24 protein-coding genes are annotated in these 25,735 nt (G+C 74.6%); 16 read left to right on the top strand and 8 right to left on the bottom strand.

Translation table 11 applies throughout. The features are described from left to right. Nucleotides 1–185 precede the first annotated feature (185 nt). A complete protein-coding gene (locus ACZ6ZT_RS16625; RefSeq protein WP_469719878.1) occupies nucleotides 186–1,031 on the bottom strand; it encodes a siderophore-interacting protein in 846 nt (281 codons plus the stop codon). Between the two features lie 49 nt (nucleotides 1,032–1,080). Further along, the gene (locus tag ACZ6ZT_RS16620; protein ID WP_469719911.1) at nucleotides 1,081–1,986 is read right to left on the bottom strand and encodes a 5'-3' exonuclease; all 906 of its coding nucleotides are present in this window, start codon (nucleotides 1,984–1,986) and stop codon (nucleotides 1,081–1,083) included. Between the two features lie 600 nt (nucleotides 1,987–2,586). On the opposite strand from ACZ6ZT_RS16620, the gene ACZ6ZT_RS16615 reads away from it, so the two are divergent. From ACZ6ZT_RS16615 to ACZ6ZT_RS16605, 3 genes are all read left to right on the top strand, one after another. Next, nucleotides 2,587–4,572, top strand: coding sequence for a Dyp-type peroxidase (locus ACZ6ZT_RS16615; RefSeq protein ID WP_469719877.1), 1,986 nt, complete (start codon nucleotides 2,587–2,589; stop codon nucleotides 4,570–4,572). Between the two features lie 129 nt (nucleotides 4,573–4,701). Next, entirely contained in the window at nucleotides 4,702–5,307 is a 606-nt protein-coding gene (locus ACZ6ZT_RS16610) for a helix-turn-helix domain-containing protein (RefSeq protein ID WP_469719876.1), read from the top strand. Between the two features lie 4 nt (nucleotides 5,308–5,311). Beyond that, a complete protein-coding gene (locus ACZ6ZT_RS16605; RefSeq protein ID WP_469719875.1) occupies nucleotides 5,312–6,031 on the top strand; it encodes a helical backbone metal receptor in 720 nt (239 codons plus the stop codon). On the opposite strand, the gene ACZ6ZT_RS16600 is transcribed toward ACZ6ZT_RS16605, so the two are convergent. Further along, the gene (locus ACZ6ZT_RS16600; RefSeq protein ID WP_469719874.1) at nucleotides 6,028–7,161 is read right to left on the bottom strand and encodes a TDT family transporter; all 1,134 of its coding nucleotides are present in this window, start codon (nucleotides 7,159–7,161) and stop codon (nucleotides 6,028–6,030) included. The genes ACZ6ZT_RS16605 and ACZ6ZT_RS16600 overlap by 4 nt on opposite strands. A 70-nt stretch (nucleotides 7,162–7,231) precedes the next feature. On the opposite strand from ACZ6ZT_RS16600, the gene ACZ6ZT_RS16595 reads away from it, so the two are divergent. Then, complete coding sequence (locus ACZ6ZT_RS16595; protein WP_469719873.1) at nucleotides 7,232–8,149, top strand: LysR family transcriptional regulator; 918 nt, start codon at nucleotides 7,232–7,234, stop codon at nucleotides 8,147–8,149. Nucleotides 8,150–8,835: 686 nt separating this feature from the next. Here ACZ6ZT_RS16595 and ACZ6ZT_RS16590 read toward each other — a convergent pair. The 3 genes from ACZ6ZT_RS16590 to ACZ6ZT_RS16580 all read right to left on the bottom strand — a co-directional run bounded on the left by ACZ6ZT_RS16590 (nucleotide 8,836) and on the right by ACZ6ZT_RS16580 (nucleotide 11,967). Then, the gene (locus ACZ6ZT_RS16590; protein ID WP_469719872.1) at nucleotides 8,836–9,537 is read right to left on the bottom strand and encodes a gamma-glutamyl-gamma-aminobutyrate hydrolase family protein; all 702 of its coding nucleotides are present in this window, start codon (nucleotides 9,535–9,537) and stop codon (nucleotides 8,836–8,838) included. A gap of 46 nt (nucleotides 9,538–9,583) precedes the next feature. Beyond that, nucleotides 9,584–11,047 (bottom strand): ethanolamine permease, encoded by a 1,464-nt coding sequence (gene eat, locus ACZ6ZT_RS16585; RefSeq protein WP_469719871.1) that lies wholly within the window; start codon nucleotides 11,045–11,047, stop codon nucleotides 9,584–9,586. A 173-nt stretch (nucleotides 11,048–11,220) separates the two neighbouring features. Further along, entirely contained in the window at nucleotides 11,221–11,967 is a 747-nt protein-coding gene (locus ACZ6ZT_RS16580; RefSeq protein WP_469719870.1) for a FadR/GntR family transcriptional regulator, read from the bottom strand. Nucleotides 11,968–12,044: 77 nt separating this feature from the next. Here ACZ6ZT_RS16580 and ACZ6ZT_RS16575 point away from each other — a divergent pair, with 77 nt between their 5' ends. From ACZ6ZT_RS16575 to ACZ6ZT_RS16560, 4 genes are all read left to right on the top strand, one after another. After that, nucleotides 12,045–13,409 (top strand): glutamine synthetase family protein, encoded by a 1,365-nt coding sequence (locus tag ACZ6ZT_RS16575; RefSeq protein WP_469719869.1) that lies wholly within the window; start codon nucleotides 12,045–12,047, stop codon nucleotides 13,407–13,409. A 49-nt stretch (nucleotides 13,410–13,458) separates the two neighbouring features. Beyond that, nucleotides 13,459–14,838, top strand: coding sequence for an aldehyde dehydrogenase family protein (locus ACZ6ZT_RS16570; RefSeq protein WP_469719868.1), 1,380 nt, complete (start codon nucleotides 13,459–13,461; stop codon nucleotides 14,836–14,838). Nucleotides 14,839–14,843: 5 nt separating this feature from the next. Then, the gene (locus ACZ6ZT_RS16565; RefSeq protein WP_469719867.1) at nucleotides 14,844–15,629 is read left to right on the top strand and encodes a 3-oxoacyl-ACP reductase; all 786 of its coding nucleotides are present in this window, start codon (nucleotides 14,844–14,846) and stop codon (nucleotides 15,627–15,629) included. A gap of 123 nt (nucleotides 15,630–15,752) precedes the next feature. Continuing rightward, the gene (locus ACZ6ZT_RS16560; protein ID WP_469719866.1) at nucleotides 15,753–17,051 is read left to right on the top strand and encodes a haloacid dehalogenase-like hydrolase; all 1,299 of its coding nucleotides are present in this window, start codon (nucleotides 15,753–15,755) and stop codon (nucleotides 17,049–17,051) included. A 10-nt stretch (nucleotides 17,052–17,061) separates the two neighbouring features. Here the strand turns inward: ACZ6ZT_RS16560 and ACZ6ZT_RS16555 are convergent, their stop codons facing one another. After that, on the bottom strand, nucleotides 17,062–18,255 hold the full coding sequence (locus tag ACZ6ZT_RS16555) for an amino acid deaminase/aldolase (RefSeq protein ID WP_469719865.1): 1,194 nt from the start codon (nucleotides 18,253–18,255) through the stop codon (nucleotides 17,062–17,064). Between the two features lie 119 nt (nucleotides 18,256–18,374). On the opposite strand from ACZ6ZT_RS16555, the gene ACZ6ZT_RS16550 reads away from it, so the two are divergent. From ACZ6ZT_RS16550 to ACZ6ZT_RS16540, 3 genes are read left to right on the top strand one after another with little or no spacing between them, the layout of a single operon-like run. Further along, nucleotides 18,375–19,172: a hypothetical protein gene (locus tag ACZ6ZT_RS16550; protein ID WP_469719864.1), complete on the top strand. Its 798-nt coding sequence runs from the start codon at nucleotides 18,375–18,377 to the stop codon at nucleotides 19,170–19,172. Then, nucleotides 19,169–20,377 carry a type VII secretion-associated serine protease mycosin gene (gene mycP, locus ACZ6ZT_RS16545; RefSeq protein ID WP_469719863.1) on the top strand — a complete coding sequence of 403 codons (1,209 nt, stop codon included), beginning with the start codon at nucleotides 19,169–19,171 and terminating at the stop codon, nucleotides 20,375–20,377. The genes ACZ6ZT_RS16550 and mycP overlap by 4 nt, the downstream gene beginning before the upstream one ends. 2 nt (nucleotides 20,378–20,379) lie before the next feature. After that, on the top strand, nucleotides 20,380–21,120 hold the full coding sequence (locus ACZ6ZT_RS16540) for an SseB family protein (protein WP_469719862.1): 741 nt from the start codon (nucleotides 20,380–20,382) through the stop codon (nucleotides 21,118–21,120). Nucleotides 21,121–21,193: 73 nt separating this feature from the next. Here ACZ6ZT_RS16540 and ACZ6ZT_RS16535 read toward each other — a convergent pair whose 3' ends face one another. Continuing rightward, nucleotides 21,194–21,574, bottom strand: a complete 381-nt coding sequence (locus ACZ6ZT_RS16535) for a DUF1844 domain-containing protein (protein ID WP_469719861.1) — start codon at nucleotides 21,572–21,574, stop codon at nucleotides 21,194–21,196. A gap of 324 nt (nucleotides 21,575–21,898) precedes the next feature. Between ACZ6ZT_RS16535 and infC the strand changes: the two genes are divergently transcribed. The 5 genes from infC (at nucleotide 21,899) to ACZ6ZT_RS16510 (ending at nucleotide 25,732) form a co-directional block, all read left to right on the top strand. Further along, entirely contained in the window at nucleotides 21,899–22,621 is a 723-nt protein-coding gene (gene infC, locus ACZ6ZT_RS16530) for a translation initiation factor IF-3 (protein ID WP_469719860.1), read from the top strand. 102 nt (nucleotides 22,622–22,723) lie between these two features. Continuing rightward, nucleotides 22,724–22,918: a 50S ribosomal protein L35 gene (gene rpmI / locus ACZ6ZT_RS16525; protein WP_030387121.1), complete on the top strand. Its 195-nt coding sequence runs from the start codon at nucleotides 22,724–22,726 to the stop codon at nucleotides 22,916–22,918. Nucleotides 22,919–23,020: 102 nt separating this feature from the next. After that, on the top strand, nucleotides 23,021–23,407 hold the full coding sequence (gene rplT / locus ACZ6ZT_RS16520; RefSeq protein WP_007263143.1) for a 50S ribosomal protein L20: 387 nt from the start codon (nucleotides 23,021–23,023) through the stop codon (nucleotides 23,405–23,407). Nucleotides 23,408–23,591: 184 nt separating this feature from the next. Beyond that, entirely contained in the window at nucleotides 23,592–24,449 is an 858-nt protein-coding gene (locus ACZ6ZT_RS16515) for a TrmH family RNA methyltransferase (protein WP_469719859.1), read from the top strand. Between the two features lie 56 nt (nucleotides 24,450–24,505). Next, complete coding sequence (locus ACZ6ZT_RS16510; protein ID WP_469719858.1) at nucleotides 24,506–25,732, top strand: sensor histidine kinase; 1,227 nt, start codon at nucleotides 24,506–24,508, stop codon at nucleotides 25,730–25,732. Nucleotides 25,733–25,735: the final 3 nt, after the last annotated feature.

Here is a 25,735-nt window from a genome sequence, read left to right as displayed (position 1 = left end):
AAGGCGGGGGAGGGGGAGGGTGTGCCAAGTGGGGCGCCGATGCATGTTTCCGGCGCTCCGCCCCGGCGCGGCGGGGCCGGGAGGCCGGGGCTCCGGCCTGGCTCCGGTCCAGGGGCCGGGACCTGGGCCTCTTCGGGCCGGTGCGGTGCCGTTGCCGGAGATCGGGGCCCGGAAGCCGCGAGGCGTTACGCGGCGGCGCGGGTGGGGAGGTCTTGTTCCGCTTCCACCGTGGCGTTCCAGTCGCGCTTGATCGCGCGCCAGCCCTCGTCCGTTTCGCCCTGGCGCCAGTAGCCGGAGATCGAGAGGCGCTCGCGCGGGATGCCGCGGTCCAGGCGGAGGTGGCGGCGGAGGTCCTTCACGAAGCCGGCCTCGCCGTGGACGAAGGCGTGGACATCCGGGGAGGGGAACTCCAGCGAGGTCACCGCCTCGACCAGGGCCGCGCCCACCGGGCGCTCCCCGCGGTGCAGCCAGACCGGGACGACCCCGTCCGGGGTGGCGATCTTCTGCTCGTCGGCCGGGCCGTCGACCTCCACGAAGGCGTGCACCCGCGCACCCGCCGGCATCCGCTCCATCGCCGCGGCGATCGCCGGCAGGGCGCTCTCGTCACCGGCCAGCAGGTGCCATCCGGCCGTCGGGTCCGGGGCGTACGCACCGCCGGGGCCGAGGAAGCGCACCGGTTCGCCGGGCTGGACGCGGGCCGCCCAGGGCCCGGCCAGGCCCTCGTCGCCGTGGACGACGAAGTCCAGCGTCAGTTCCCGGTGCGCCGGGTCCCACGCGCGCACCGTGTACGCGCGCTGGCGGGGCCAGGCCTCGCGGGGGTGGGCCGAGCGGATCTGGTCCAGGTCCCAGGGCTCCGCGTACCGCACGCCCTCGGGGGCGAACAGGAGCTTCACGTAGTGGTCGGTGTACCCGCCCGCGCCGAAGCCGGCCAGACCGTCACCGCCCAGCACGATCCGGACCATGTGCGGCGTCAGCCGCTCGGTGCGTACGACGACGGCGGTGCCGACGGTGCGGGCGCGTCCTTCTGCCACGGTGTCTCCCCAGGAACCTACGAAGCTTAGGATTACCTAAGTTAGCACCTCATGGGCGCAGCGCGCTGCTCAGGCGTGACACTGCTCCTCCCAGACCCCACCGATGGGCGAGCGCATCAACCATTTCGGGGTGCTTCGCGGCATGTGGGAGGGCAGGGTCGAACACCGGGAGCGGGACGTCCGAGGCCACCTGGACGACCTTGGGGGCCACCGCCAGGTACGGGCGGGACTCGTCGAGCCTCTTGCGCTGGGTGGGGGTCAGCTTCGACTTCGGGTCGTCGACGGCGGCGAGGATCCCGGCGAGGTTCCCGTACGCGTCGAGGAGCTTCGCCGCCGTCTTCTCGCCGACGCCGGGCACGCCCGGCAGGCCGTCGCTCGGGTCGCCGCGCAGCAGCGCGAGATCCGCGTAACCGGGGCCGTCCACCCCGTACTTCTCGCGCAGCCAGGCCTCGTCGGTCACCTGGAGGCTGCCGACGCCCTTGAGCGGGTAGAGGACGCGGCGCCGCCGGGCGTCATCGACCAGCTGGTACAGGTCCCGGTCGCCGGTGACGATGTCCACCGGGCCGCTCGTGCGGGCGGTGAGCGTGCCGATGACGTCGTCCGCCTCGTACCCGGCGACCCCTACCCGGGCGATGCCGAAGGCGTCCAGGGCCGCCTCGATGATCGGCACCTGCGGGGTGAGGGTGTCCGGCGTCTCCTCCACGTCCGGCCCGGTCTCCGTCTCCCGGGCGACCCGGTGCGCCTTGTAGGACGGGATCAGCTCCACCCGCCAGTGCGGACGCCAGTCGGCGTCCATGCAGGCCACCAGGTCGTCGGGGCGGTGGTCCTGCACCAGCCGGCCGATGAAGTCGAGCAGCCCGCGCACGGCGTTGACCGGGGTGCCGTCGGGGGCCTTCACGGAGTCCGGCACGCCGAAGTACGCGCGGAAGTACAGGGAGGCGGTGTCCAGGAGCATCAGGCGTCGTGTCGTCACGGAGTCGATGATGCCGCACGGGGGCGGACCCCCGGGGGTGAGCGCCGCGTCACTCCAACAGTGCGTCCGGCGCGCGCGGCGGCGGTGTTTCGCGGAGGGTGTTGATCACTGGCAGGACGTTCTGCCCGCCCGGTCCCCCATGCGAGGAGTCTCGGACGCCCATGCCCATGCCCATGGCCCGCACCGCCGCCCCCGTCCTCGCCGCGTGCCGTCGTGTGAACCGGGGGGCCGTCGGCGGAGCCGTCGCCGGAGGGCTCATAGGTCCCCGTTAGGCAGGGGCCTCGCCGCGCCCGGGCGGTCTCGCGTGCCCGGGTCGTCGGCGGTGTGCCGGGGGCCTGCCGGGCCGGTGTGTGCCGCCGCGTCTGTTTCCGGCCGGGTGGCTCCCGGTCCCGTCCTCGATCCCCTTCCGGTTCCGTCGACGGTCCCGCCGTCGCTCCCCTTCCGGTTTCGTCGTCTGTCCCTTCCGGTCCGCGCACCGGGCCCCGTCGCCGTCCCGCGTCCGGTCCTCCCCCGGGGCCGGGCTGCCGCTGCCCGCCGTCCGGCGGCGCCGATCCGTTCCGATCCCTCCTTCAGGAGTCACCGATGGATGCCGTCCAGACCCCGAGTCCCGCCCGCCGGGCCGTCCTCGTCGCCGGGGCGGGGGCCGCCGCCCTCGCGGTGTGCCCCCGGGCCGCCTCGGCGGCCACGGTCACGGCCCCCGCCGCGCCGGCCCCTCCGGCGGCCCCCGCCGCCCGGGCGGCGGGCGCCGATCTGCCGTTGCGGGCCGACCGGACCACCCAGGGGGACATCCTGGCGGGCTCCCGCAAGGACCACGCCTGCCTCCTGCTGGTGCACTTCCGCCACGCGGACCAGGGCCGCCGCTGGCTCGCCGGTCTGCTGCCCGAGCTCTCCACCACCGAGGAGATGGCCCGCTTCAACGCCCTCTTCAGCGCGGCCCGGGTCAAGGCGGGCGGCGCCGACCCCACGAGCATGTCGGCGCTGTGGACCGGGCTCTCCCTCACCCACCCCGGACTGCGCCTGCTCGCCGGGCGCGACCCCTTCCCGGCACTGCCGCCCGGCAGCACCGCCGAGGCGTTCGCGCAGGGCGCCGCCCGCCGCGCCGAGTCGGTCGGGGACACCGGTGGCAGCGCCCCCGACTCCTGGCTGTTCGGCGCCGAGGAGCCCGAGCGCGCCGTGCACGCGGTGCTCAGCCTCGCCGCCGACGACCCCGCCCGGCTCGCGGACGCCGTCACCCGCCACCACGAGCGGCTGGCCGACGCCGGGGGAGACGTCGTCTTCCGGCAGGACGCGGGCACGCTGCCCGGAGCCCTGCGCGGGCATGAGCACTTCGGGTTCGCCGACGGCATCAGTCAGCCCGGCGTGCGCGGCTTCCACGCCCCCGACCCCGCGACCGGAGGTGTCACCGTCCAGGGGAAGCCCGGGACGCGGCTGGTCCCGGCCGGGGAGTTCCTCGTAGGACAGGAGAAGGCCGGGCAGCGGCCCGCCGGGCTGCCCGCGTGGGCCACCGGGGGCGCCTTCCAGGTGGTGCGGCGGCTCGCCCAGGACGTGCCCGGCTGGTGGGAGCAGGCCGGGCAGCGGCTCGCCGAACTGAAGCGGGCCGGCGCCGCGCCGCCCGACGCGACCCCGACCTGGGTCGCGGCCCGGCTGGTCGGACGCTGGCCCGGCGGCACCCCCGTCGCGGGCTGCCCGCTCGCCGAGGATCCGGGCCCGGCCGGCGCGGATCCCGATGCCGCCCTGTCCTACGGCGACGACCCGCAGGGCTGGCGCACCCCGCTGTTCGCCCACATCCGCAAGGGCAACCCGCGCGACGGCCTGGTCCCCGTCCCCGGCCGGCCGCCGCTGGCCCCCTCCGAGCTGGACGGGCGCCGCGTCATCCGGCGCGGCATCCCCTTCGGCCCGGCCTACGACCCCACGCAGGAGGGCGAGAACGGCCCCGACGCCCCGCGCGGGCTGCTCTTCATCGGCTACCAGGCCGACCTCGTCCAGCAGTTCGAGTTCCTTGCCCGGAAGTGGATCAACGAGGGCGACTTCCCGCCCGGGCGCAACCCGCGCGTCGGCTCCGACCCGCTGATCGGCCCGGACTCCCCGGTCACCTTCGAGAGCGACTCCGGCAACGGCGGCAGCCGCGCCACCACCCTGCGCTTCGGCCGCTTCGTGCGCACCGAGGGCGCCCTGTACGCGTTCACCCCCTCGCTGCCCACCCTGCGCGCCCTCGCCGACGGCCACCTCGACGACCGGGTCGAGGTCCACCCCGGTACGGTGCTGCGCCCCGGGGACGTCCTCGACGCGGGCGCCGTCCGGCTGGCCCTCACCGCCGACGGGGACCTCGTGGTGCTCGACGCCTCCGGGAACCGCCGCTGGGGCGCCGGCACCGGGGGCCGGGGCCATGACGCCCTCTTCTCCCGCGACGGCGAGCTGACCGTGCGCACGGAAGGGGGCGGCCCGGCCTGGAGCAGCGGCACCGCCGGGCATCCCGGTGCCCGGCTGCTGGTCAGGCCGTCGGGTGACGTGGTCATCCTGGACGGCGACCGCGTGCTGTGGCGGGCTCCGGGGGGCGGCGCGCGGTGACCGGAGCGCCACGGAAAGCCACCGGGAGGGGACCCGGTGGTCCCGTGGGCGCGAATTGGGGGGCGGTTGCTGCGTAAGGTGCTTACAGCACACCGATGTGCTTCGAGGACAGGGGAGGGCAGCCCCGACATGAACGCCAAGGAAGACGGCAGCGACAAGGAGAAGGACTCCAAAGAACCGCTGCGGGTGGGCGTGGCCGTGCGCAAGAGACGCCGCGCGCTCCACCTGACCCTCGCCGCGGTGTCGGCGCGCAGCGGCCTGTCCGTCCCCTTCCTCAGCCAGATAGAGAATGAACGGGCCCGCCCCAGCATGCGTTCCCTCAAGCGGGTGGCCGACGCGCTGGAGACCACCGCGGACGAGCTGCTGGCCGCCTCCGACACCGCGCGCACGGTGGACCTGGTGCGGGCCGGCGACGCGTCCGGGCTCGGGCCGGTCATGGGCGTACGTCCCCTCGTACGCGGTCACCACCAGCTGCACGCGCTGGAGTTCAGCGGCGACCAGGACGCCGGACGCGAGTACCAGCACCGCAACGACGAGCTGATGTACGTGGTCTCCGGCACCTGCCAGGTGGAGGCCGAGGGGCGGGCGTACCGGCTGGAGAGCGGGGACGCGCTGTTCCTCTCCGGCGGGGTGCGCCACCGCTGGCGGGCCGTCTGCGAGGACACCCGGCTGCTCGTGGTCGCCGTCGGCGACCACATCCACGCCACCTCCGAGCCCCCGTCGCCGGGGCGCTGAGCCGGTGCGCGTCGTCTCGCTCGTGCCCTCCCTGACCGAGGCGGTGGCGGTGTCGGCGCCCGGACTGCTCGTGGGGGTCACCGACTGGTGCACGCACCCGGCGGACCTGGGAGACGCGGTGCGGATCGGGGGGACGAAGAACCCCGATGTAGGGGCGGTCCTGGGGCTGCGCCCCGATCTGGTGATCGCCAACGAGGAGGAGAACCGGGCTCCCGACCTCGAAGCGCTGCGCGCGGCCGGGGCGCGGGTGCTGGTCACCGAGGTACGGGCGCTTTCGCAGGCGCTGAGTGAGCTGGACCGCGTGCTGGTGGGGGCTCTGGGGCTGAAGCGGCCGGAGTGGCTGGAGCGGGCCGGGGAGGTCTGGGCGTCCGTGGAGCCCGCCGGGCCGCCGCGCACGGCGGTCGTGCCGGTGTGGCGGCGGCCCTGGATGGTGCTGGGCCAGGACACCTTCGCCGGAGACCTGCTGGCCCGGCTGGGGGTGCGCAACGTCTACGCCGGGCATGCGGAGCGGTACCCGAGGGTGGCGCCGGCCGAGCTTGCGGCGAGCGGCTGCGATCTGGTGGTGCTCCCCGACGAGCCGTACCGCTTCACCCCCGACGACGGGCCCGAGGCCTTCCCGGGCCTGCCCGCCGCCCTCGTCAGCGGCCGTCACCTGACCTGGTACGGGCCCTCGCTGATGGAGGCTCCGGCGGTGCTGGCGGCGGCGCTGGAGGCGGCGCGTTAGGCCTGGTGGGTCCTGGGGAGCAGGCGGCCGGTGAACAGGCCCCGCAGGGTGTGGGCGGCGGCGAGCAGCCAGGCGGTGACCAGGCCCAGGAAGAGGGCGGCGGCCAGCCAGGCGAAGGCGTCCAGGCCGGTGTGCCGGGCCAGCCCGGCGGCGCCGGTGACGCAGGTGCCGACGGGGAAGGTCAGCGCCCACCAGGTCATCGCGAAGGGCATTCCGGCGCGGGCGGCCCGGACCAGCATCGCGCCCGCGAGGGCCAGCCAGAGCAGGGCGAAGCCCATCACGGGGACCCCGTAGACCACGGCGAAGGCGGCCAGGGCGCCCGCGTAGGGGGCGTCGATGGCGTGGGGGGCCACGTCGGCGAGCTGGTTGACGGCGGTGGTGGACTGGCCGAGGGGGCCGAGCACCAGGAACAGGGCCGGGGTCAGCGCCAGGGGCAGGGGGCCGGTCACGATCAGCCGGCCGAAGACCAGGGGGAGCAGCAGCAGCGTGGCGAGCAGGCTCACGCCGAACATGGCGTAGCAGGCCAGCAGCAGCGCCTCGCGGGGCTGGCCGGCGGGCAGGTGGGGGACCAGCAGGGGGCCCACCGCGGCGGAGACCATGGGCGAGACCACGGGCAGCAGCCAGACGGGGCTGGCCTGGGCGGCCTCCACCTTGTGCCGGACCACCATCAGGTAGGGCACGACGACGGCCATGACCAGGCCGGTCGCGGTCCCGGCGGTGAACAGCACGGCGTCGGTGACGACGGCCGCGTGCGCGCCGATCAGGTCCTTGCCGACGAGGAGGGTGCCGCCGCCGACGGCCAGCAGGGCCATCGAGAGACAGCCGTAGAAGGGGGCCACGGCGGGGTCGAGGAGGTGGGCGCGGGCCTGGTCGCGGTGGTGCAGCCAGTGCCCGGCGCGGGCGGTGAGCAGGACGGCGAGGGCCACGGCGGACAGCGCCCAGACGGCCTGGCAGGCCACGCGCTGGCCGGGGAGCTGGTACGGGAGGGACGCGCCGGCGTTGGCGACGATCGCCGTGCCCATGACGGAGGCGTACCAGTTGGGGCCGAGGTGGCGCAGCGTGGGGGCCTTGTGGGCGGCGCGGGGTGCGGGGTCTGCGGTGGTGCGGGGGAGCGCGAGGGTGGTGGCCATGCGTCCAGCCTGGCGGCCGGGGAGCGGGGAGGGCAGAGGTCGCTGTCCTATGAGGCCATAAACTGACGTTATGGGTAATGAGGAGTGGGTTCCGCTCGCGCACCGCGTACCGGATCTGGGTGCGCTGGAGCTGCTGCTCGCGGTGGCCCGGGTCGGCAGCCTCAGCGGGGCGGCGCGGCACCTCGGCATCACGCAGCCGGCGGCGAGCAGCCGGATCCGCGCGATGGAGGCCCGGCTCGGGGTCGCGCTGGTCGACCGTTCGCCGCGCGGCTCGACGCTGACGCCGGAGGGTGCGCTCGTCACCGACTGGGCCCGGCGGGTGGTGGAGGCGGCGGAGGCCTTCGACGCCGGGGCGCAGGCGCTGCGGGGCCGGCGGGATTCGCGGCTGCGGGTGGCGGCCAGCATGACCATCGCGGAGTACCTGCTGCCGGGGTGGCTGATCGCCCTGCGCGGGGAGCGGCCCGGCACGGCGGTCTCGCTGCACGCCGGGAACTCGGCGGACGTCGCTCAGCGGGTCCTCGTACACGACGCGGACCTCGGCTTCGTGGAGGGGCTGTCGGTGCCGGAGGGGCTGGACTCGGCGGTCATCGCGCAGGACCGGCTGGTGGTGGCGGTGGCCCCGACGCACCCGTGGGCGCGGCGGACCCGGGCCGTGGAGGCGGCGGAGCTGGCGCGGACCCCGCTGATCCTGCGGGAGCGGGGGTCGGGGACGCGGCAGGTGCTGGACGCGGCGCTGGCCGGGAGTGGGGGGCTTGCGGAGCCGCTGCTCGAACTGGCGTCGACCACGGCGGTGAAGGGGGCCGCGGTGAGTGGGGCGGGGCCGTGCGTGCTGTCGGAGCTGGCGCTGGGGGATGAGCTGGCGGGGCGGCGGTTGGTGGCGGTGCCGGTCGTGGGGGCGGAGCTGGGGCGGGCCCTGCGCGCCGTCTGGCCCACCGGCTCCCGCCCAGCGGGCCCGGCCCGCGACCTCCTCTCCCTAACCCGCCGCTAGCCCGGACCACCCCCATCCGCACCGCCCGGGCCCGCCCCCTGGGGCTCCGCCCCGGACCCCCGCGCCTCAATCGCCGGCGAGGCTGGATTTTGGCCGGGCGGCTCGTTCGCCTTGCGCGCCGTCGCCGGGGGCCAGCCCCCGGACCCCCGCGCCTCAATCGCCGGCGGGGCTGGATATGGGGGGCGCCACCCAAGCGGCCCCCCGCCCGCGATCCCTGGGGCTCCGCCCCAGACCCCGCGCCTCAATCGCCGGCGAGGCTGGAATTTGGCTGAGCGTCCGGTCTACCTTGCGCGCCGTTGCCGGGGGCCAACCCCCGGACCCCCGCGCCTCAAACGCCGGCGAGGCTGGATTCCCGGACCCCGCGCCTCAATCGCCGGCGAGGCTGGATTCCCGTCGGCGGGGCTGGATTTTGCCGGTCCGGGTCGGCCACTTCAGCCTCGCCGGCGTTTGAGGCGCGGGCGCGGAGCGCCGTGTGGTGACGTGCACCGGAACGGGTCCGGGCGGAGCCCGGGGAACGGTGGAAGGGCGGGGAGGGGGCCCCAGCCCCGCGCAGCGGCCACGCGCCCGCAGGGGGACCGGGCAGCGGCCAGGGGCAGCGGCCCCGCCCCACAGGCCGACGGACGGAGTCCGGCGCAGCGCGCCGAAGCCCGGGAAGCGCGCCAGCGCTGAGCGGTGCGAGGGGCGCGTCAAAACACCGTCGCGTACGCGCCCGCTGCCGCCAAGAGGGCCGCCATGACCCGGGTGTCCTTGTCCCGCTCCGGGTGCCATTGGACGCCGACCACCCACGGCTCGCCCGCCGGGAGTTCGATGGCCTCCACCGTGCCGTCCTCGGCGTACGCGGAGACGATCAGGCCCCGCCCCAGGCGGTCGACGGCCTGGTGGTGGTAGGTGGGGACGTCCGCCACCTCGGGGACGAGTTCGGCGTAGCGGGTGCCGGGGACGGGGCTGACCGGGTGCCAGGACGTGATGCCGGGGGTGTCGACGTGGCCGTCGATGTGCTGGATCAGCGTCCCGCCGAGGGCCACGTTCAGCGCCTGCATGCCCCGGCAGATCCCCAGCAGCGGAACCCCGTCCGCCAGCGCCGCCCCGATCAGCGCGAGTTCCCACTCGTCGCGGACGGTCGCGGGGGGACCCGTACGGGGGTCACGGGCGGCCCCGTAGCGGACCGGGTCCACGTCCGGGCCGCCCGCGACGATCAGGCCGTCCACCCGGCCCAGCACCTCCGCCGCCCGCTGCGGTTCGTCCGGCGGCAGGAGCACGGCCGCGCCCCCCGCCGCCTGCACGAGTTCGTAGTACCCGGCGGGGACGAGCGAGGCGGACAGGTCCCACACGCCGTAGCGGGTGGATTCCTCGACGTAGGTGGTGATGCCGATGAGCGGCCTGGGCACGGTGCTACCTCCAGGATGGTGCCGGACAACGAGCGGGATCAGGATTTCAGCCGCGGGTCAACTCCGCCTCGGCCGCCGCCAGCGCGGCGAACTCCTCCTCGGGCGCCGAGGCGACCAGGTGGCGGCGGCTGTAGAAGGCGAAGTAGGCGAGGGCGACGGCGTAGACGCCGAGCGCGATGAACGCCGCGTCCTGGTCCACCAGGAAGGTGGCCACCAGCGCCGAAAGGGCGAGGACGAAGGCGACGGACGAGGTCAGGACGCCACCGGGGGTGCGGTAGGGGCGTTCCAGGCCGGGCTCGCGGTGGCGCAGCACGATGTGCGAGAGGGCCATCAGGGCGTAGGAGATGGTCGCCCCGAACACCGCGATGTTCAGCATCCGCGCGCCGTTGCCGGTGGCCGCCGCCAGCGCGAAACCGATCGCGCCCGGAATCACCAGTCCGAGGTACGGGGCCTTGCGCCGGGAGGTCAGCGAGAGGAAGCGCGGCAGGTACCCGGCGCGGGAGAGGGCGAACAGCTGGCGCGAGCCCGCGTAGATGAGGGAGAAGAAGGAGGCGACGAGGCCGGCGAGGCCCGCGTAGTTCACGAAGCGGCTCAGGGCGGTCGGTCCGCCGTCCCCCTCCAGGGCCACGACCAGGGGGTTGCCCGCGGACCTGACGGCGTCCGCGCCCCGCGCGCCGGTGGCGGCGAAGAAGGTGATCAGGGCGAGCAGGGCCAGGATGCCCATGGCGATGGCGAGGGCCTTCGGCATGGAACGGACCGGGTCCTTGGCCTCCTCGGCGGCGAGCGGCACGCCCTCGACGCCCAGGAAGAACCACATGCCGAAGGGGAACGCGGCCCAGATGCCGAGGACGCCGAACGGCAGCCAGGAGCTGGAGCCGAACGCGCCGGTGTCGACGGCGATGTCGTCGAGGGAGGCGGCGTCGAAGCCGGTGAGCGCCCCGGCCGCGAAGACCAGCAGCGCGGCGACGGCTATGGCGGTGACGACCAGGCTGAAGCGCAGGGCCTCGCCCACGCCCCACAGGTGGACGCCGATGAAGACGACGAAGCAGCCCAGGTACACGGGCCAGCCGGAGGTGAGCCCGAACAGGCCGAGGGATTCGACGTAGTCGCCGATGAAGATGACGATGGCGGCCGGGGCGAGGATGTACTCGATGAGGATGGCCGTCCCGGTGAGGAAGCCGCCCCAGGGGCCGAGGGCGCGGCGGGCGAAGCCGTAGCCGCCGCCCGCCGTGGGCAGGATCGTGGACAGCTCGGCGAGGGAGAAGACCAGGCAGGCGTACATGACGCCCATCAGTACGGTGGCGATGGCGAGGCCGCCGAAGCCGCCCTTGTCCAGGCCGACGTTCCAGCCGGAGAAGTCGCCCGAGACGACGTACGCGACACCGAGGCCGGTCAGCAGCAGCCAGCCGGCGCTGCCGCGGCGCAGGGTGCGGCGCTTGAGGTACTCGGCGTCCGCGGCTCCCGGGGAGGGCGGCGCGGACAGGGGCGGGGGTGCGGTGTCGTCGGCCATGTGCGCTCCTGCCTAGGGCAATGCGGTGCAAGGGTTGGGGCAATGGTTGTGTGCCGTACCTTTGCGTCCGGGGCGGGGTGGGCGCAAGACCCCTGCGTTAAACAGCGGTTACGAAAACCTCCCCCGGGCCTGCCCCGAACCTCCGCCGGGCCGTCCGAAAGGGCGCCCGTCCCTCAGGCGAGGAAGCCGCGCAGCAGGGCCGCCGTCCCGCAGCAGTGCTCGCGCATCACGGTCCGCGCCGCGCCGGCGTCCCGCTCCAGCACCGCCTCCACCAGGGCGGTGTGCTGCTGCTGCGAGTGCTCCAGGTTGCGCACCAGCAGCGGGATGCAGTCCAGCAGGTCGTTCACGGTGGCCCGGACGGCCGCGTACTGGGCCGTCAGCGAGGGTGAGCCGGCGAGTTCGCACAGGGTGAGGTGGAAGAGGGTGTCCTGGCGGCGGTAGTCGGTGAGCGGGGCGTCATGGGTGGCCGTGAGCGCGCGCAGCAGCCGTTCGGCGCCCTCCTCGGTCAGCCCGTGCGCGGCGCACAGTCCGGCCGCGCCCACCTCCAGCACCTCGCGGAAGCGCAGCGCGTCCTCGATGTCCACCCCGGCCACCCGCCGCCGCAGCTCCTCCTCCGCGCCACCGGCCGGCGGGTCCGGACGGCTCAGCACGAACGTTCCGCCGTACCGGCCGCGCCGGGCCTCGACCAGGCCCTGGTCCTGGAGCACCTTGAGCACCTCGCGCAGGGTGACCCGGCTGATCCCCATCCGCTCCGCCAGCTCGCGCTCGGGCGGCAGCCGTTCCCCGCCCGGGACCAGACCCAGCCGGACCACCTGGAGGATCTGCTCCAGCGCCTCCTCGAAACCGTTGCCCGCCCGCACCTGGCGCAGTACGGGATTCAGCCGCGCGATCGCGCCACCCTCGCCCGCCGTGTCGGTCATCTCGGCCCCTCCCCTTCCCAAGCAATGGTCTTATTCAATACCTTAGGCCCCCTCGGCTCACCGAAGGAGAGATTCCAGTGGTAGACCGCAAGCCGCCGCTCGCGCCCGAGGAGCTCCGCGCCCTCGTCGCGAGCGGTGAGATCGACACCGTCGTCCTGGCCTTCCCCGACATGCAGGGGCGCCTCCAGGGCAAGCGGTTCGCCGCACAGTTCTTCCTCGACGAGGTCCTCGCCCACGGCACCGAGGGCTGCAACTACCTCCTCGCCGTCGACACCGACATGAACACCGTCGACGGCTACGAGATGTCCTCCTGGGACCGGGGTTACGGCGACTTCGCCATGCACCCCGACCTCGCCACCCTGCGCCGCGTCCCCTGGAACCCCGGCAGCGCCTTCGTCCTCGCCGACCTCGCCTGGAACGACGGCGGGCCCGTCGTCGCCGCCCCCCGCCAGATCCTGCGCCGCCAGCTGGAACGCCTCGCCGAGCACGGCTACACGGCGATGGTCGGCACCGAGCTGGAGTTCATGGTCTTCAAGGACACGTACGAGCAGGCCTGGGACTCCGGCTACCGCGGCCTGACCCCCGCCAACCAGTACAACATCGACTACTCGGTCCTCGGCACCGGCCGCGTCGAACCCCTGCTGCGCCGCATCCGCAACGAGATGCAGGCCGCCGGCCTGGTCGTGGAGTCCGCCAAGGGCGAGTGCAACCTCGGCCAGCACGAGATCGTCTTCCGCTACGACGAGGCGCTCACCACCTGCGACCAGCACTCCGTCTACAAGACGGGCGCCAAGGAGATCGCCGCGCAGGAGGGCGTCTCGCTCACCTTCATGGCCAAGTACGACGAGCGCGAGGGCAATTCCTGTCACATCCACCTCTCGCTCGTCGACGCCGACGGCCACAACGCCATGGCCGGCGACGGCCCGGGCGGCATGTCGCCGGTGATGCGGCACTTCCTGGCCGGCCAGCTCGCCGCGCTGCGCGACTTCTCCCTTCTCTACGCCCCCAACATCAATTCGTACAAGCGTTTCCGCCCGGGATCCTTCGCCCCGACCGCGGTCGCCTGGGGCCCCGACAACCGCACCTGCGCCCTGCGCGTGGTCGGCCACGGCCGCTCCACCCGCTTCGAGAACCGCCTTCCCGGCGGCGACGTCAACCCCTACCTGGCCGTCTCCGGCCTGGTCGCGGCCGGCCTCTACGGCATCGAGCACCGCCTCGAACTCCCCGAGGCCTGTACCGGCAACGCCTATACCGGCGACTACGCGCACGTCCCGGCCACCCTGCGCGAGGCCGCGGAGCTCTGGGAGAACAGCGAGATCGCCAAGGCGGCCTTCGGCCCCGAAGTCGTCGCGCACTACCGCAACATGGCCCGCGTCGAACTCGACGCCTACGACTCCGCCGTCACCGACTGGGAACTGCGCCGTTCCTTCGAACGCCTGTAACCGCGCCGCCCCCCGCACCCGAACGCACCGCACACCAGAAAGGCACCACGTGTCCGACGCGCTGGCCCCGGCCACCCTGAGCGTGCTCAACCCGGCCACCGAGGAAATCGTCGCCACCGTCCCGGCCGCCACACGGGACGACGTCGACGCCGCCGTCGTACGGGCCGCCGCGGCCCAGCGCGGCTGGGCCGCCGCCGCCCCCGCCGACCGGGCCAGGATCCTGCGCCGCTTCGCCGCGGTCGTGGACGGACACCTGGAGGAACTGGCCCGGCTGGAGGTCCGCGAGGCCGGCCACACCATCGGCAACGCCCGCTGGGAGGCGGGCAACGTACGCGACCTGCTCGACTTCGCCGCCGGGGGAGTGGAGCGCCTCTCCGGCCGGCAGATCCCCGTCGCGGGCGGCATCGACGTCACCTTCCTCGAACCCCTCGGCGTCATCGGCGTGATCGCCCCCTGGAACTTCCCCATGCCGATCGCCGCCTGGGGCCTGGCCCCGGCCCTCGCCGCGGGCAACGCCGTCCTCCTCAAGCCCGCCGAGACCACCCCGCTCACCGCCCTGCGCCTCGCCGAACTCGCCCTCGAAGCCGGGATCCCCGAGCACCTCTTCCAGGTGCTCCCCGGCCACGGCGCGGTCGCCGGCGACGCCCTCGTCGAGCACTCCGGAGTCGCGAAGATCGTCTTCACCGGCTCCACCCGCGTCGGCAAGCAGATCATGGCCAAGTGCGCCGAACGGGTGAAGCGGGTCACCCTCGAACTCGGCGGCAAGAGCCCCAACATCGTCTTCGCCGACGCCGACCTGGAAGCCGCCGCGGCCGCCGCCCCGATGGCCTTCCTCGACAACACCGGCCAGGACTGCTGCGCCCGTACCCGCATCCTCGTCCAGCGCTCCGTCTACGACCGCTTCCTGGAGCTCGTCGCCCCGGGCATCGAGGGCGTGGTCGTCGGGGACCCGGCCGACGAAAAGACCCAGATGGGGCCGCTGATCTCACGGCTCCAGCTGGACCGCGTACGGTCCTACGTCACCGACGACCTCACCGCCGTACGCGGCACCGCCCCCGAGGGACCCGGCTTCTGGTACCCGCCGACCCTCGTCACCGGCGCCGCCCCCACCGCGCCGGTCGCCGCCGAGGAGGTCTTCGGGCCGGTCGCCGTCGTCCTGCCGTTCGAGGACGAGGAGGACGCCGTACGCCTGGCCAACGCGACCGAGTACGGGCTCTCCGGCTCCCTGTGGACCCGCGACCTCGGCCGCGCCCTGCGCGTCTCGCGCGCCGTCCAGGCCGGCAACCTCTCCGTCAACTCCCACTCCAGCGTCCGCTACTGGACCCCCTTCGGGGGCTACAAGCAGTCCGGGCTCGGCCGCGAGCTCGGCCCGGACGCCCTCACCGCTTTTACCGAGACCAAGAACGTCTTCCTCAGCACGGAGGCCTGACCCGCATGTCGAACGAAGAGATCATCTGCCGCCGCCTCGTCGGCCGCACCGCCGTCATCACCGGAGCCGGCAGCGGCATCGGCCTCGCCACCGCCCGCCGGCTGGCCTCCGAGGGCGCGAACGTCGTCTGCGCCGACATCGACGAGCGGGCCGGCAAGGCCGCCGCCGAAGAGGTCGGCGGCACCTTCGTCCAGGTCGACGTCACCGACCAGGAGCAGGTCGAAGCCCTGTTCAAGACCGCCTTCGACACCTACGGCTCCGTCGACATCGCCTTCAACAACGCCGGCATCTCGCCCCCGGACGACGACTCCATCCTCACCACCGGCCTCGACGCCTGGCGCCGGGTCCAGGACGTCAACCTCACCTCCGTCTACCTGTGCTGCAAGGCCGCCCTGCCCTACATGCGCAGCCAGGGCCGCGGCTCCATCATCAACACCGCCTCGTTCGTGGCCATCATGGGCGCCGCCACCTCGCAGATCTCCTACACGGCCTCCAAGGGCGGCGTCCTCGCCATGTCCCGCGAACTCGGCGTCCAGTTCGCCCGCGAGGGCATCCGCGTCAACGCCCTGTGCCCGGGGCCCGTCAACACCCCGCTGCTGCAGGAGCTGTTCGCCAAGGACCCCGAGCGGGCCGCCCGCCGCCTCGTGCACATCCCGCTGGGCCGGTTCGCCGAGCCCACCGAGATCGCCGCCGCCGTGGCCTTCCTCGCCAGCGACGACTCCTCCTTCATCAACGCCACCGACTTCCTCGTCGACGGCGGGATCTCCGGCGCGTACGTCACGCCCCTCTAGACGTTCACCCCCCGCAGCACCCTCCCGGCAGCCGGGCGTCGCACGACGCCCGGCTGCCGCGTGCTGCCGTGCGCTGCCGTCCGCGACGGTCCTCACCGACCGGAATCAGGAGTGATCACCCCCGTGACCCGACCCACCCCCACGCGCCGGCTCCAGGCCGTCGCCGCCGCCGTGCTGGCCGCCGGCGCCCTGACCGCCGCCGCGCCCGCCGCCCCGGCGGCCCGCCCCGGCGCCCACTGCACCACCCCGAAGCTCGCGGCCGGCTGGTACGGGGACAACCAGGCCCGCCTCCAGCAGCTCATCGACCGGTACGGCAGCTGCGACCCGTACCGGCCCGGCCGCTCCAAGCCCGTCGCCGTCTTCGACTGGGACAACACCGTCGTCAAGAACGACGTCGGCGACGCCACCCTGTTCTGGCTGCTGCGCAACGGCAAGATCCGCCGACCCGCGAACGGCGACTGGACCACCACCAGCCGCTACCTCACCCCGGCCGCCGCCCGGGCCCTGGACACCGCCTGCGGCCCCCTCGCCCGCCCCGGCGCCCCCCTGCCCACCGGCACCCCGCGCGGCGCGGCCTGCGCCGACGAGCTGAACGCCGTCTACGGCACCGCCGCCACCCGGACCGGCGCCGCGGCCTTCGCCGGCTGGGACCACCGTACGACCGAACCCGCCTACGCCTGGCTGGCGCAGCTGACGCAGGGCTGGACCGCCGCCCAGGTCCGCGGCTTCGCCGCCGCCGCCCGCGCCGAGAACCTCGCCGCCCCCGTCGGCGCCACCCAGCGGGTCGGCACGAGCACCACCGCCACCGCCTGGGTCCGCTACTACGACCAGCAGCGGGACCTGATCAAGGGCCTCCGGAAGGCCGGCTTCGACGTGTGGATCAGCTCCGCCTCCCCGCAGCCCGTCGTCGAGGTGTGGGCCCGGGGCGTCGGCGTCGGGGCCGACCACGTCATCGGCATCCGCAACACCACCACCCGAGGCGGCGCGTACACCGCCCACCTCCAGGGCTGCGGATCGGTCGCCGACGGCGCCGACACGGTGATCACGTACATCGACGGCAAGCGCTGCTGGATCAACCAGGAGGTCTTCGGGGTGCGCGGCCCGGCCGCCGAGAAGGTCCAGCCCGCAGCCCGCCGCCCGGTCTTCGCCGCCGGCGACTCCGACACCGACGTAACGTTCCTGCGCGACGCGACCGCCCTGCGGCTCGTCATCAACCGCAACAAGAACGAGCTGATGTGCCGCGCGTACGACAACAGCGACGGCACGTGGATCGTCAACCCGATGTTCATCGAGCCCAAGAAGCCGAAGAGCGGCCCCTACCCCTGCTCCACCACCGGCTACGTCGGCCACGACGGCACGCCCGGCCCCGTTCGCCGGGACGACGCGAGCGTCGTCCCCGACCAGACGGACCGCGTCTTCTAGCGCGGCGCCCCTACAGGAAGGTGCGGCCCTCGCCCCGGTACGTCGGGGCGGTGGCCGTCACCCGGTCCCCCGCCACCAGGTGCAACGTCTCGAAGCGCTCGCACAGTTCGCCCGCCTTGGCGTGCCGGAACCACACCCGGTCCCCGATCAGCAGATCGTCGGCCGGGCTCCCCAGCAGCGGCGTCTGCACCTCGCCCGCCCCCTCCTGCGGGTCGTAGCGCAGCCCCGCCGGCAGGTACGGCACCGGCAGCCGGTCGGCGCCCGCCGCGCCCGAGGCCGGGTAGCCCCCGCCCAGTACGGTCACCACGCCCACCCCCGGCCGGCGCACCACCGGCTGCGCGAACAGGGCGGCCGGCCGGCCCCGGAACGAGGTGTAGTTGTCGAACAGGCGCGGTACGTACAGCCCCGACCCGGCGGCGATCTCCGTCACCGCGTCCTCGGCGGCCGTCTCCGCCACGCTCCCGGTACCGCCGCCGTTGACGAACTCCAGGTCCGGCACCACCGCGCGGACCGCCCGCACCACCTCGGCCCGCCGTACGGCCAGCTCCCGCCGGGCCGCCGCCTGCATCAGCCGGATCATCCGCGAGCGCGCCGGCCGCCCGGCGAGCGCGTCACCGACCCCGGCGATGTGGCCCTCGTACGCCATCAGCCCCACCACCCGGAACCCGGGCCGCTCGCTCACCGCCCGTGCCAGGGCCGCCAGTTGCTCCGGCTCCCGCAGGGGCGAGCGCCGCGCCCCGACCCGGATCCGGCCGCCGAGCAGATGCAGGGCGGTGTCCAGCTCCAGGCAGACCCGGACCTCCTCCGCGCCGCCGTCCCGCGCCCGCTCGATCAGGTCCAGCTGCGCCGGGTCGTCCACCGTGACGGTGACGGCCGCGGCCAGCTTCGGGTCGTGCGCCAGCTCCGCGAAGGCGGCGCGGTCGGCCGACGGATAGGCGAGCAGCACGTCCTCGAACCCGGACCGGGCGAGCCACAGCGACTCCGCCAGGGTGTACGACATGATCCCGGCGAACCCGGGCCGGGCCAGGACCCGTTCGAGGAGCGCGCGGCACCGCACCGACTTGCTGGCGACACGGACCGGCTTCCCGCCCGCCCGCCGCACGAGGTCGTCGGCGTTGGCGTCGAAGGCGTCCAGGTCCACGATGGCCAGGGGTGCTTCGAGGTGCGCGGTCGCCCGGTCGTACCGAGCCCGGTCGGAAGTCATGGGCGGCAGCTTGCCAGACCCGCCTACCGGTGGGTAGGCCCCGGCGGGAGCGGGGGCGGCGGCCGGGGACCGTAGAGTACGGGCAGGCAGCCGTACGGAACGGGGGGCGGAGCCGCCGCATGACCACGTCGACACCACGGACCGCGGTCCTCGGCGAGCCCGGAGCGCCCGCGTCCCCGCAGACGGCCCCGCGCCGCCGTCCCGGCCGGATCGTGGCCGCCGCCCTGTGCGGCCTCCTCGGCTCCGGCCTCCTCGCCGGCGCCGCCGTCACCGCCTGGCGGCAACACCGCGCGGACGAGCGCCCCGTGGCGCCCGACGCCGCCTACCGCGCCGCCGCCGCGCTCTGGCACACCGCCCCCGCCGACAGCCTCCTGCCGCCCGTCCTCGACGGCCCCGACAGCGGCCCCGGCGGCGCCGACCGCAGCTGGACCCGGATCGCGCTGGCGCCCGACGCCGACTGCGCGGCCGCCCTCCCGGCCGACTGGCGGGCCGCGCTCACCGCCACCGGCTGCACCCGCGTGCTCCGCGCCACCTACACCGACGCCGCCCGCGGCTCCCTGGTCACCGTCGGCCTGGTCTTCACCCCCGCCGACGCCACCGCCATGAACGCCCTGCGCGGCCGGCTCCCCGTCCCGCCCGCCTACGCGTACGCCGACACCCGGCGGGCCGCCTGGACGGCGGGCGTCGCCGCCGGAGCCCCGGCCGTGGTCTACGCCGTCTCCGCCTTCGCCGACGGCAGGGCCATGGAGGCGCCGCCCGTCCTGGCCGGGGAAGCCGCCCGGCACGGCGCCACCGGCGTGGCCGCCGAAGCGGGCCTCGGCCACGGCGCCCAGGGCCTGGCCGGCCGCATCGAATCCACCCTCGACACCCTGGCGGCCCCGCCCACCCCCGCCCTCCACCCGGAGCCCGCCCGATGACCGCCGCCCGCACCGCCGCCGCACGACGTGGCCGTGCCGCCGCCACCGGGGTGTTCGCGGTGGCCGTGCTGCTGGCCGGGGTCTCGGCGCCGCCGGCCGCCGCCGACACCATCCGGGACCGGGAGTGGGGGCTGCTGACCCTGCGCGCCGAGGAGGCGTGGGGCACCACCCAGGGCGACGGGATCACCGTGGCCGTCCTCGACACCGGCGTCGACGCCACCCACCCCGACCTCGCCGGACAGGTCCTCGACGGCACCGACCTCATCGGCATGGGCGCCGGCCGCGGCGAACGGGCCTGGGCCCGGCACGGCACCGCGATGGCGAGCATCATCGCGGGCCACGGCCACGGCCCCGACCGCTCCCAGGGCGTCCTCGGCATCGCCCCGCGCGCCCGGATCCTCCCGGTCCGGGTCATCCTGGAGGAGGGCGACCCCGGCCGCGCCCAGGCCCGCGACAGCAAGTCCGGCGCCCTCGCCGAGGGCATCCGCTGGGCCGCCGACCACGGCGCCGACGTGATCAACCTCTCCCTCGGCGACGACAGCGACACCGCCCACCACGAGTCCGCCGAGGACGAGGCCGTCCAGTACGCCCTCGGCAAGGGCGTGGTCGTCGTCGCCTCCGCGGGCAACGGCGGCGAACGCGGCGACCACGTCTCCTACCCGGCCGCCTACCCCGGCGTCATCGCCGTCGCCGCCGTCGACCGGCAGGGCCGCAAGGCCGCCTTCTCCACCCGCCACTGGTACGCCAGCGTCAGCGCCCCCGGCGTCGACGTGGTCATCGCCGACCCCGACCGGGCCTACTACGAGGGCTGGGGCACCAGCGCCGCCGCCGCCTTCGTCTCCGGCGCCGTCGCCCTCGTCAAGGCCGCCCACCCCGGCCTCTCCCCGGCCCAGGTCAAGAAGCTGCTGGAGGACACCGCCACCGGCGGCCCGGCCGGTGGCCGCGACGACGCCCGGGGCCACGGCACCGTGGACCCCGTCGCCGCCCTCCAGGCCGCCGGCCGGCTGCGCCCCGAGGCCGCGGCCCCGGTCCCCGTCGCCGCCGGATCGCGGTACTTCGGCCCGGGCCCCGACCCCGTACGCCCGCCCGAGCGGCGGCCCCGGCTCGGCGCGGGCGCGGCCGCCGCCGGGGGAGCGGCCCTGCTGGTGCTGGCCGCCGTACTGGCCCGGCGCCCGCGTGCCGCACGCCGGGATAGGGTCGGGTAACTGTGGCCACCAAGAACATTCCAGACCCCGGTTTCTCCGACGACGACGGCACCGCCGATCCCCGGCTGAGCGCGGCCCTCGCCGCCTGGGCAGCCGACCGCGCGGCCGAGCCGGAGGTGCTCCGGGCCCTCAAGGGAGCCCGGCTGCTGGTACCCGTCGTGGCGGTGCTGGGCGAGGCCGAGACCGACCCCGCCACCGGCCTCGCCCGCGAGAAGACCAGCGACATGGCCGTCCCGACCCTGACCGCGGGCAGCCGCCGGGCCCTGCCCGCCTTCACCTCGACCGCCTCGCTGGCGCTCTGGGACCCGGCCGCCCGGCCCGTCGCCGTCCCGCTGCACCAGGCCCTGGCCGCCGCCGCGCACGAGAAGGCCGACACGATCGTCCTCGACCTGGCCGGCCCCGTGCCCTACCAGCTGACCGGCCCCGCGCTGCTCGCCCTCGCCGAGGGCCGTACGGACGCGGACCCGCTGGCCGACCCGGCCGTACGGGAGGCCGTACGGGCGGCCGTCGCGGCCGAGCCCGCCGTGCTCCGCGCCCACCTCGGCCCGGGCGGGGCCGGCGCCGACGGCACCCTCGCCGTCGTGCTGGACGACGCGGCCCCGGCCGCCACCGCCGCCCGCCGGGTCGCCGAGGCCCTCGCCGCCGACGAGACCCTGCGCGGCCGGCTCGTACGCGGCCTGGACCTGGCGCTGCTCCCGGCCGACGCCCCGGCCCCGCCCGGCGAGCCGCTGTACGCGCGCTGAGCGGCGTACGCATGCGCAAGGGGCGCCCGCCGGCAGTCGGCGGGCGCCCCTTCGGCGTACGTGGAGGAGCGGATCAGGCGTAGACCGGCCCCGTGAACTTCTCGCCCGGCCCCTGGCCCGGCTCGTCCGGGACGATCGAGGCCTCGCGGAAGGCCAGCTGGAGCGACTTCAGGCCGTCGCGCAGCGGGGCCGCGTGGAAGGAGCTGATCTCGGTGGCGCTGGCGCTCACCAGGCCGGCCAGGGCGGTGATCAGCTTGCGGGCCTCGTCGAGGTCCTTGTGCTCGGAGTCGGGCTTGTCCAGGCCCAGGTTGACCGCGGCGGCGCTCAGCAGGTGGACGGCCACCGTGGTGATGACCTCGACGGCGGGCACGTCCGCGATGTCGCGGGTCATGTCGTCGTAGTCGGGAGCGTCCGGGGCGGCGGCGGGGGAATCGGAGGGCGTCGCGTCAGTCATGCGCCCCACGATATGCCGTGCGGCGGGCTTGCAACGCGGGTGCTAGTATGTACTTCGACCGGCCGGACACCTGTGTGCCCGGCCACAAGTGGAGGCTCCGATCTCCCACCTGACCACCCTCCGGGGAGGCAGGTCATCCGGTCAGGCGGTATCCATCGTTCCGTACGGACGATGGAAAGCTGCCCGAGTCTGCGCCCCGCGGTTCGCACGCGGCGGTGCTCCGGTTGTTTTGGAGCCCCTGCCTGTGCCCGGCGGGGCTTTTTTGATTCTCCGCCGCGGTCGGTCTGACGACAAATGACGTCAGCGGCTGTCTGCCAGACAGTCGTGTGGTGCTACCGAGGAGGATCCATCAGCACCGAGCCCCGCATCAACGACCGGATTCGCGTTCCCGAGGTACGACTCGTCGGTCCCAGCGGCGAGCAGGTCGGCATCGTGCCGCTTGCGAAGGCCCTTGAGCTGGCGCAGGAGTACGACCTCGACCTGGTCGAGGTCGCGGCGTCCGCACGCCCGCCGGTCTGCAAGCTCATGGACTACGGCAAGTTCAAGTACGAGTCGGCCATGAAGGCCCGTGAGGCGCGCAAGAACCAGGCGCACACGGTCATCAAGGAAATGAAGCTCCGGCCGAAGATCGACCCGCACGACTATGACACCAAGAAGGGTCACGTCGTTCGGTTCCTCAAGCAGGGCGACAAGGTCAAGATCACGATCATGTTCCGTGGTCGCGAGCAGTCGCGACCGGAGCTCGGCTACCGCCTGCTCCAGCGCCTCGCTTCGGATGTCGAGGACCTCGGGTTCATCGAGTCGAACCCGAAGCAGGACGGCCGAAACATGATCATGGTTCTCGGTCCGCACAAGAAGAAGACCGAGGCGATGGCCGAAGCCCGCGAGGCGCAGGCCGCCCGCAAGGCCGAGCGCCAGGGTGGCGCCGCCGGTGACGAGGAGGCTCCTTCCGAGGACGCCGCCCCGGACGAGGCGGAGACCACCGAGGCCGCCGAGGCCGCTGAGGTCACCGAGGCCGACGCCGACGAGGCGAACGCCGAGGCCTGATTCCGGGGCAGCCCGCCCTGGATCACCGACACAACATGACGCTCCCGCCAGCCGGTCCGCACGGGCCGGTGGGAGCGCCACCGACGAGGAGATAACGGCGCTATGCCGAAGAACAAGACGCACAGCGGTTCCAAGAAGCGCTTCAAGATCACCGGCTCCGGCAAGGTGCTCCGTGAGCGCGCCGGCAAGCGCCACCTGCTCGAGCACAAGTCGTCCCGTGTCACCCGCCGCCTGACCGGCACCGCGGAGATGGCCCCCGGCGACGCCGCGAAGATCAAGAAGCTTCTCGGCAAGTGACGTCCTCCGCTCCCCTCGCCGGGAGCGGGACGTCAAGACCGGGACCCCATCGAATTCGGGCCGTGTGAAGACACCCACGGCCCCGCTACAAGGAGTTAAAAAGTGGCACGCGTCAAGCGGGCAGTAAACGCCCACAAGAAGCGCCGGGCGATCCTCGAGGCGGCCTCCGGCTACCGCGGTCAGCGTTCGCGCCTGTACCGCAAGGCCAAGGAGCAGGTCACCCACTCGCTGGTCTACAACTTCAACGACCGCAAGAAGCGCAAGGGCGACTTCCGTCAGCTGTGGATCCAGCGCATCAACGCCGCTGCCCGCCAGAACGGCATGACGTACAACCGCCTCATCCAGGGTCTGAAGGCCGCCAACATCGAGGTGGACCGCAAGATCCTCGCCGAGCTGGCCGTCAACGACGCCAACGCGTTCGCCGCGCTGGTCGAGGTCGCCCAGAAGGCGCTTCCGGCTGACGTCAACGCCCCCAAGGCCGCTGCCTAAGGCCTAGCCGGCTCCGCTTCACGCGGCCGGCCCCCACGGACCCGCAGGCGATTCGCCTGCGGGTCCGTGTGCTTTCACCCCGGCGGGCCCCACGGCCCCGCGCGTCCCGCGTCCCGCGCGCGCCCCGGCCGCACCGCCCCCGCCCGCCCCGGACCCCCGAGCCCGAGAGAGAACCGCACACACCATGGGTTACCCCGACGAGCTGATCTCCGCCCGATCCCCCCGGGTGGCCGCCGCCAGGCGCCTGGCGCGGCGCAACTTCCGCACCAAGGAGCGCCGGTTCCTCGCCGAGGGCCCGCAGGCGGTGCGCGAGGCCGTCGAGCACCGCGGTTCCCAGGGCGCGACGCTGATCGAGCTGTTCGCCACCGTCGAGGCCGCCGAACGCTACGCCGACATCGTCGAGGCCGCGCTGCTGGGCGGGGCCCGCGTGCACTACGCCTCCGACGAGGTGCTGGCCGAGGTCTCGCAGACCGTGACCCCGCAGGGCCTCGTGGGCGTCTGCCACTTCCTGGACTCCCCCTTCGAGGAGATCCTGCGCGCCCGGCCGAAGCTGGTCGCCGTCCTCGCGCACGTCCGCGACCCCGGTAACGCCGGTACGGTGCTGCGCTGCGCGGACGCCGCGGGCGCCGACGCGGTGGTGCTGACCGACGCCTCCGTCGACCTGTACAACCCGAAGTCCGTACGGGCCTCCGTGGGCTCCCTCTTCCACCTGCCGGTGGCCGTCGGCGTCCCGGTGGAGCAGGCCGTGGAGGGACTGCGGGCGGCCGGCGTGCGGATCCTGGCGGCCGACGGGGCCGGTACGGACGACCTCGACGCCGAGCTGGACGCGGGCACCATGGGCGGCCCCTCGGCCTGGGTCTTCGGCAACGAGGCCTGGGGTCTGCCCGAGGAGACCAGGGCCCTCGCGGACGCCGTCGTACGCGTCCCGATCCACGGCAAGGCGGAGAGCCTGAACCTCGCCACGGCCGCCGCCGTGTGCCTGTACGCGTCCGCGCGTGCACAGCGGGCGCCCGGAGGGTGCCGCTCCGTGACCCCCAGCTAGTAATGTGGCCGCCCGGGGGGCCCACTGTGGTACTCGGAGATGTGGGGTACGGGGACATGACCGTCGGTACGAACAGCTCGCCCGGGGCCCCGGGCGCGGCCGAGGAGCGGCTCCGGGACACCCCCGAACCCCCCGGCCCCGGCCCGGCCCCCGCCGCCGCAGGCCTGCGCGGCGTCCCGCCCCAGTCGGCCCCCGCCGGCCGCGCCCGGCCCCCGGCGTCCGCCCCTGACCCCGCCCCCGACGGGTTCGGGATCGACCCCGACGAGCTGCCCGACGGGCTCGTCGTCGCCGACGGCGCCGGGCGGGTCATCTGCTTCAACCGGGCCGCCGCCCGGATGACCGCCACCGACCCCGGCCAGGCGCTCGGCGCCCGCATCGACCGCGCGCTGCCGCTCGAAGACCTCGAAGGCCGCCGCTGGTGGGCCCTGACCGACCCCTACGGCGGCCTCGCCACCCGCCGCGGCCAGCCCGAGCGGAACCTGCTCCTGCCCGGCGGCCGCGAGGTGCTGGTCTCCGCCCGCTACATCCGTACGCACCCCACCGGGCCGCTGCGCCGCCTCGTGGTCACCCTGCGCGGCACCGAGGCGCGCCGCCGCACGGAGCGCAGCCACGCCGAGCTGATCGCGACCGTCGCGCACGAGCTGCGCTCCCCGCTGACGTCCGTGAAGGGCTTCACGGCCACCCTGCTCGCCAAGTGGGAGCGGTTCACCGACGACCAGAAGCGGCTGATGCTGGAGACCGTCGACGCCGACGCCAACCGCGTCACCCGCCTCATCGCCGAGCTGCTCGACATCTCCCGCATCGACTCCGGCCGCCTGGAGGTGCGCCGCCAGCCGGTCGACATCGCCGCCGCCGTGGGCCGCCACGTCCAGGCGCTCACCGCGAACGGCCAGGCGCCCGAGCGCTTCCTCGTCCGTGTGTGCCGTCCCCTCCCCGACCTGTGGGCCGATCCGGACAAGATCGACCAGATCCTCGGCAACCTCCTCGAAAATGCGGTGCGCCACGGTGACGGAACGGTCACCATCGACATGGCGCCGCACGAGAAGGGAACCGCCGTCACCGTGACCGACGAAGGCCCCGGGATCCCCGAGGAATCGATGGGCCGCGTCTTCACCCGCTTCTGGCGGGGGAGCAAGCGCGGCGGCACCGGCCTGGGCCTGTACATCGTCAAGGGCATCGTGGAGGCCCACGGCGGCACCATCACCGTGGGCCGCGGCCCCGGCGGCGGAGCCGAATTCCGATTTATCCTGCCCGTGAGCGCACCGGCCTACCTCACGCAGTAACCC

This window comes from Streptomyces sp. NPDC102258 (assembly GCF_055584685.1).
This window is presented reverse-complemented; position numbering and strand designations above follow the sequence as displayed.

Bases quoted from the DNA above. Each gene is read 5' to 3' on its own strand.
- ACZ6ZT_RS16600 (WP_469719874.1), bottom strand. From the start codon at position 7,161: ATGGCCACCACCCTCGCGCTCCCCCGCACCACCGCAGACCCCGCACCC.
- ACZ6ZT_RS16610 (WP_469719876.1), top strand. From the start codon at position 4,702: ATGAACGCCAAGGAAGACGGCAGCGACAAGGAGAAGGACTCCAAAGAA.
- ACZ6ZT_RS16595 (WP_469719873.1), top strand. From the start codon at position 7,232: ATGGGTAATGAGGAGTGGGTTCCGCTCGCGCACCGCGTACCGGATCTG.
- rpmI (WP_030387121.1), top strand. From the start codon at position 22,724: ATGCCGAAGAACAAGACGCACAGCGGTTCCAAGAAGCGCTTCAAGATC.
- ACZ6ZT_RS16515 (WP_469719859.1), top strand. From the start codon at position 23,592: ATGGGTTACCCCGACGAGCTGATCTCCGCCCGATCCCCCCGGGTGGCC.
- ACZ6ZT_RS16580 (WP_469719870.1), bottom strand. From the start codon at position 11,967: ATGACCGACACGGCGGGCGAGGGTGGCGCGATCGCGCGGCTGAATCCC.
- ACZ6ZT_RS16615 (WP_469719877.1), top strand. From the start codon at position 2,587: ATGGATGCCGTCCAGACCCCGAGTCCCGCCCGCCGGGCCGTCCTCGTC.
- mycP (WP_469719863.1), top strand. From the start codon at position 19,169: ATGACCGCCGCCCGCACCGCCGCCGCACGACGTGGCCGTGCCGCCGCC.
- ACZ6ZT_RS16535 (WP_469719861.1), bottom strand. From the start codon at position 21,574: ATGACTGACGCGACGCCCTCCGATTCCCCCGCCGCCGCCCCGGACGCT.
- ACZ6ZT_RS16550 (WP_469719864.1), top strand. From the start codon at position 18,375: ATGACCACGTCGACACCACGGACCGCGGTCCTCGGCGAGCCCGGAGCG.
- ACZ6ZT_RS16565 (WP_469719867.1), top strand. From the start codon at position 14,844: ATGTCGAACGAAGAGATCATCTGCCGCCGCCTCGTCGGCCGCACCGCC.
- ACZ6ZT_RS16555 (WP_469719865.1), bottom strand. From the start codon at position 18,255: ATGACTTCCGACCGGGCTCGGTACGACCGGGCGACCGCGCACCTCGAA.
- ACZ6ZT_RS16510 (WP_469719858.1), top strand. From the start codon at position 24,506: ATGACCGTCGGTACGAACAGCTCGCCCGGGGCCCCGGGCGCGGCCGAG.
- eat (WP_469719871.1), bottom strand. From the start codon at position 11,047: ATGGCCGACGACACCGCACCCCCGCCCCTGTCCGCGCCGCCCTCCCCG.
- ACZ6ZT_RS16620 (WP_469719911.1), bottom strand. From the start codon at position 1,986: ATGCTCCTGGACACCGCCTCCCTGTACTTCCGCGCGTACTTCGGCGTG.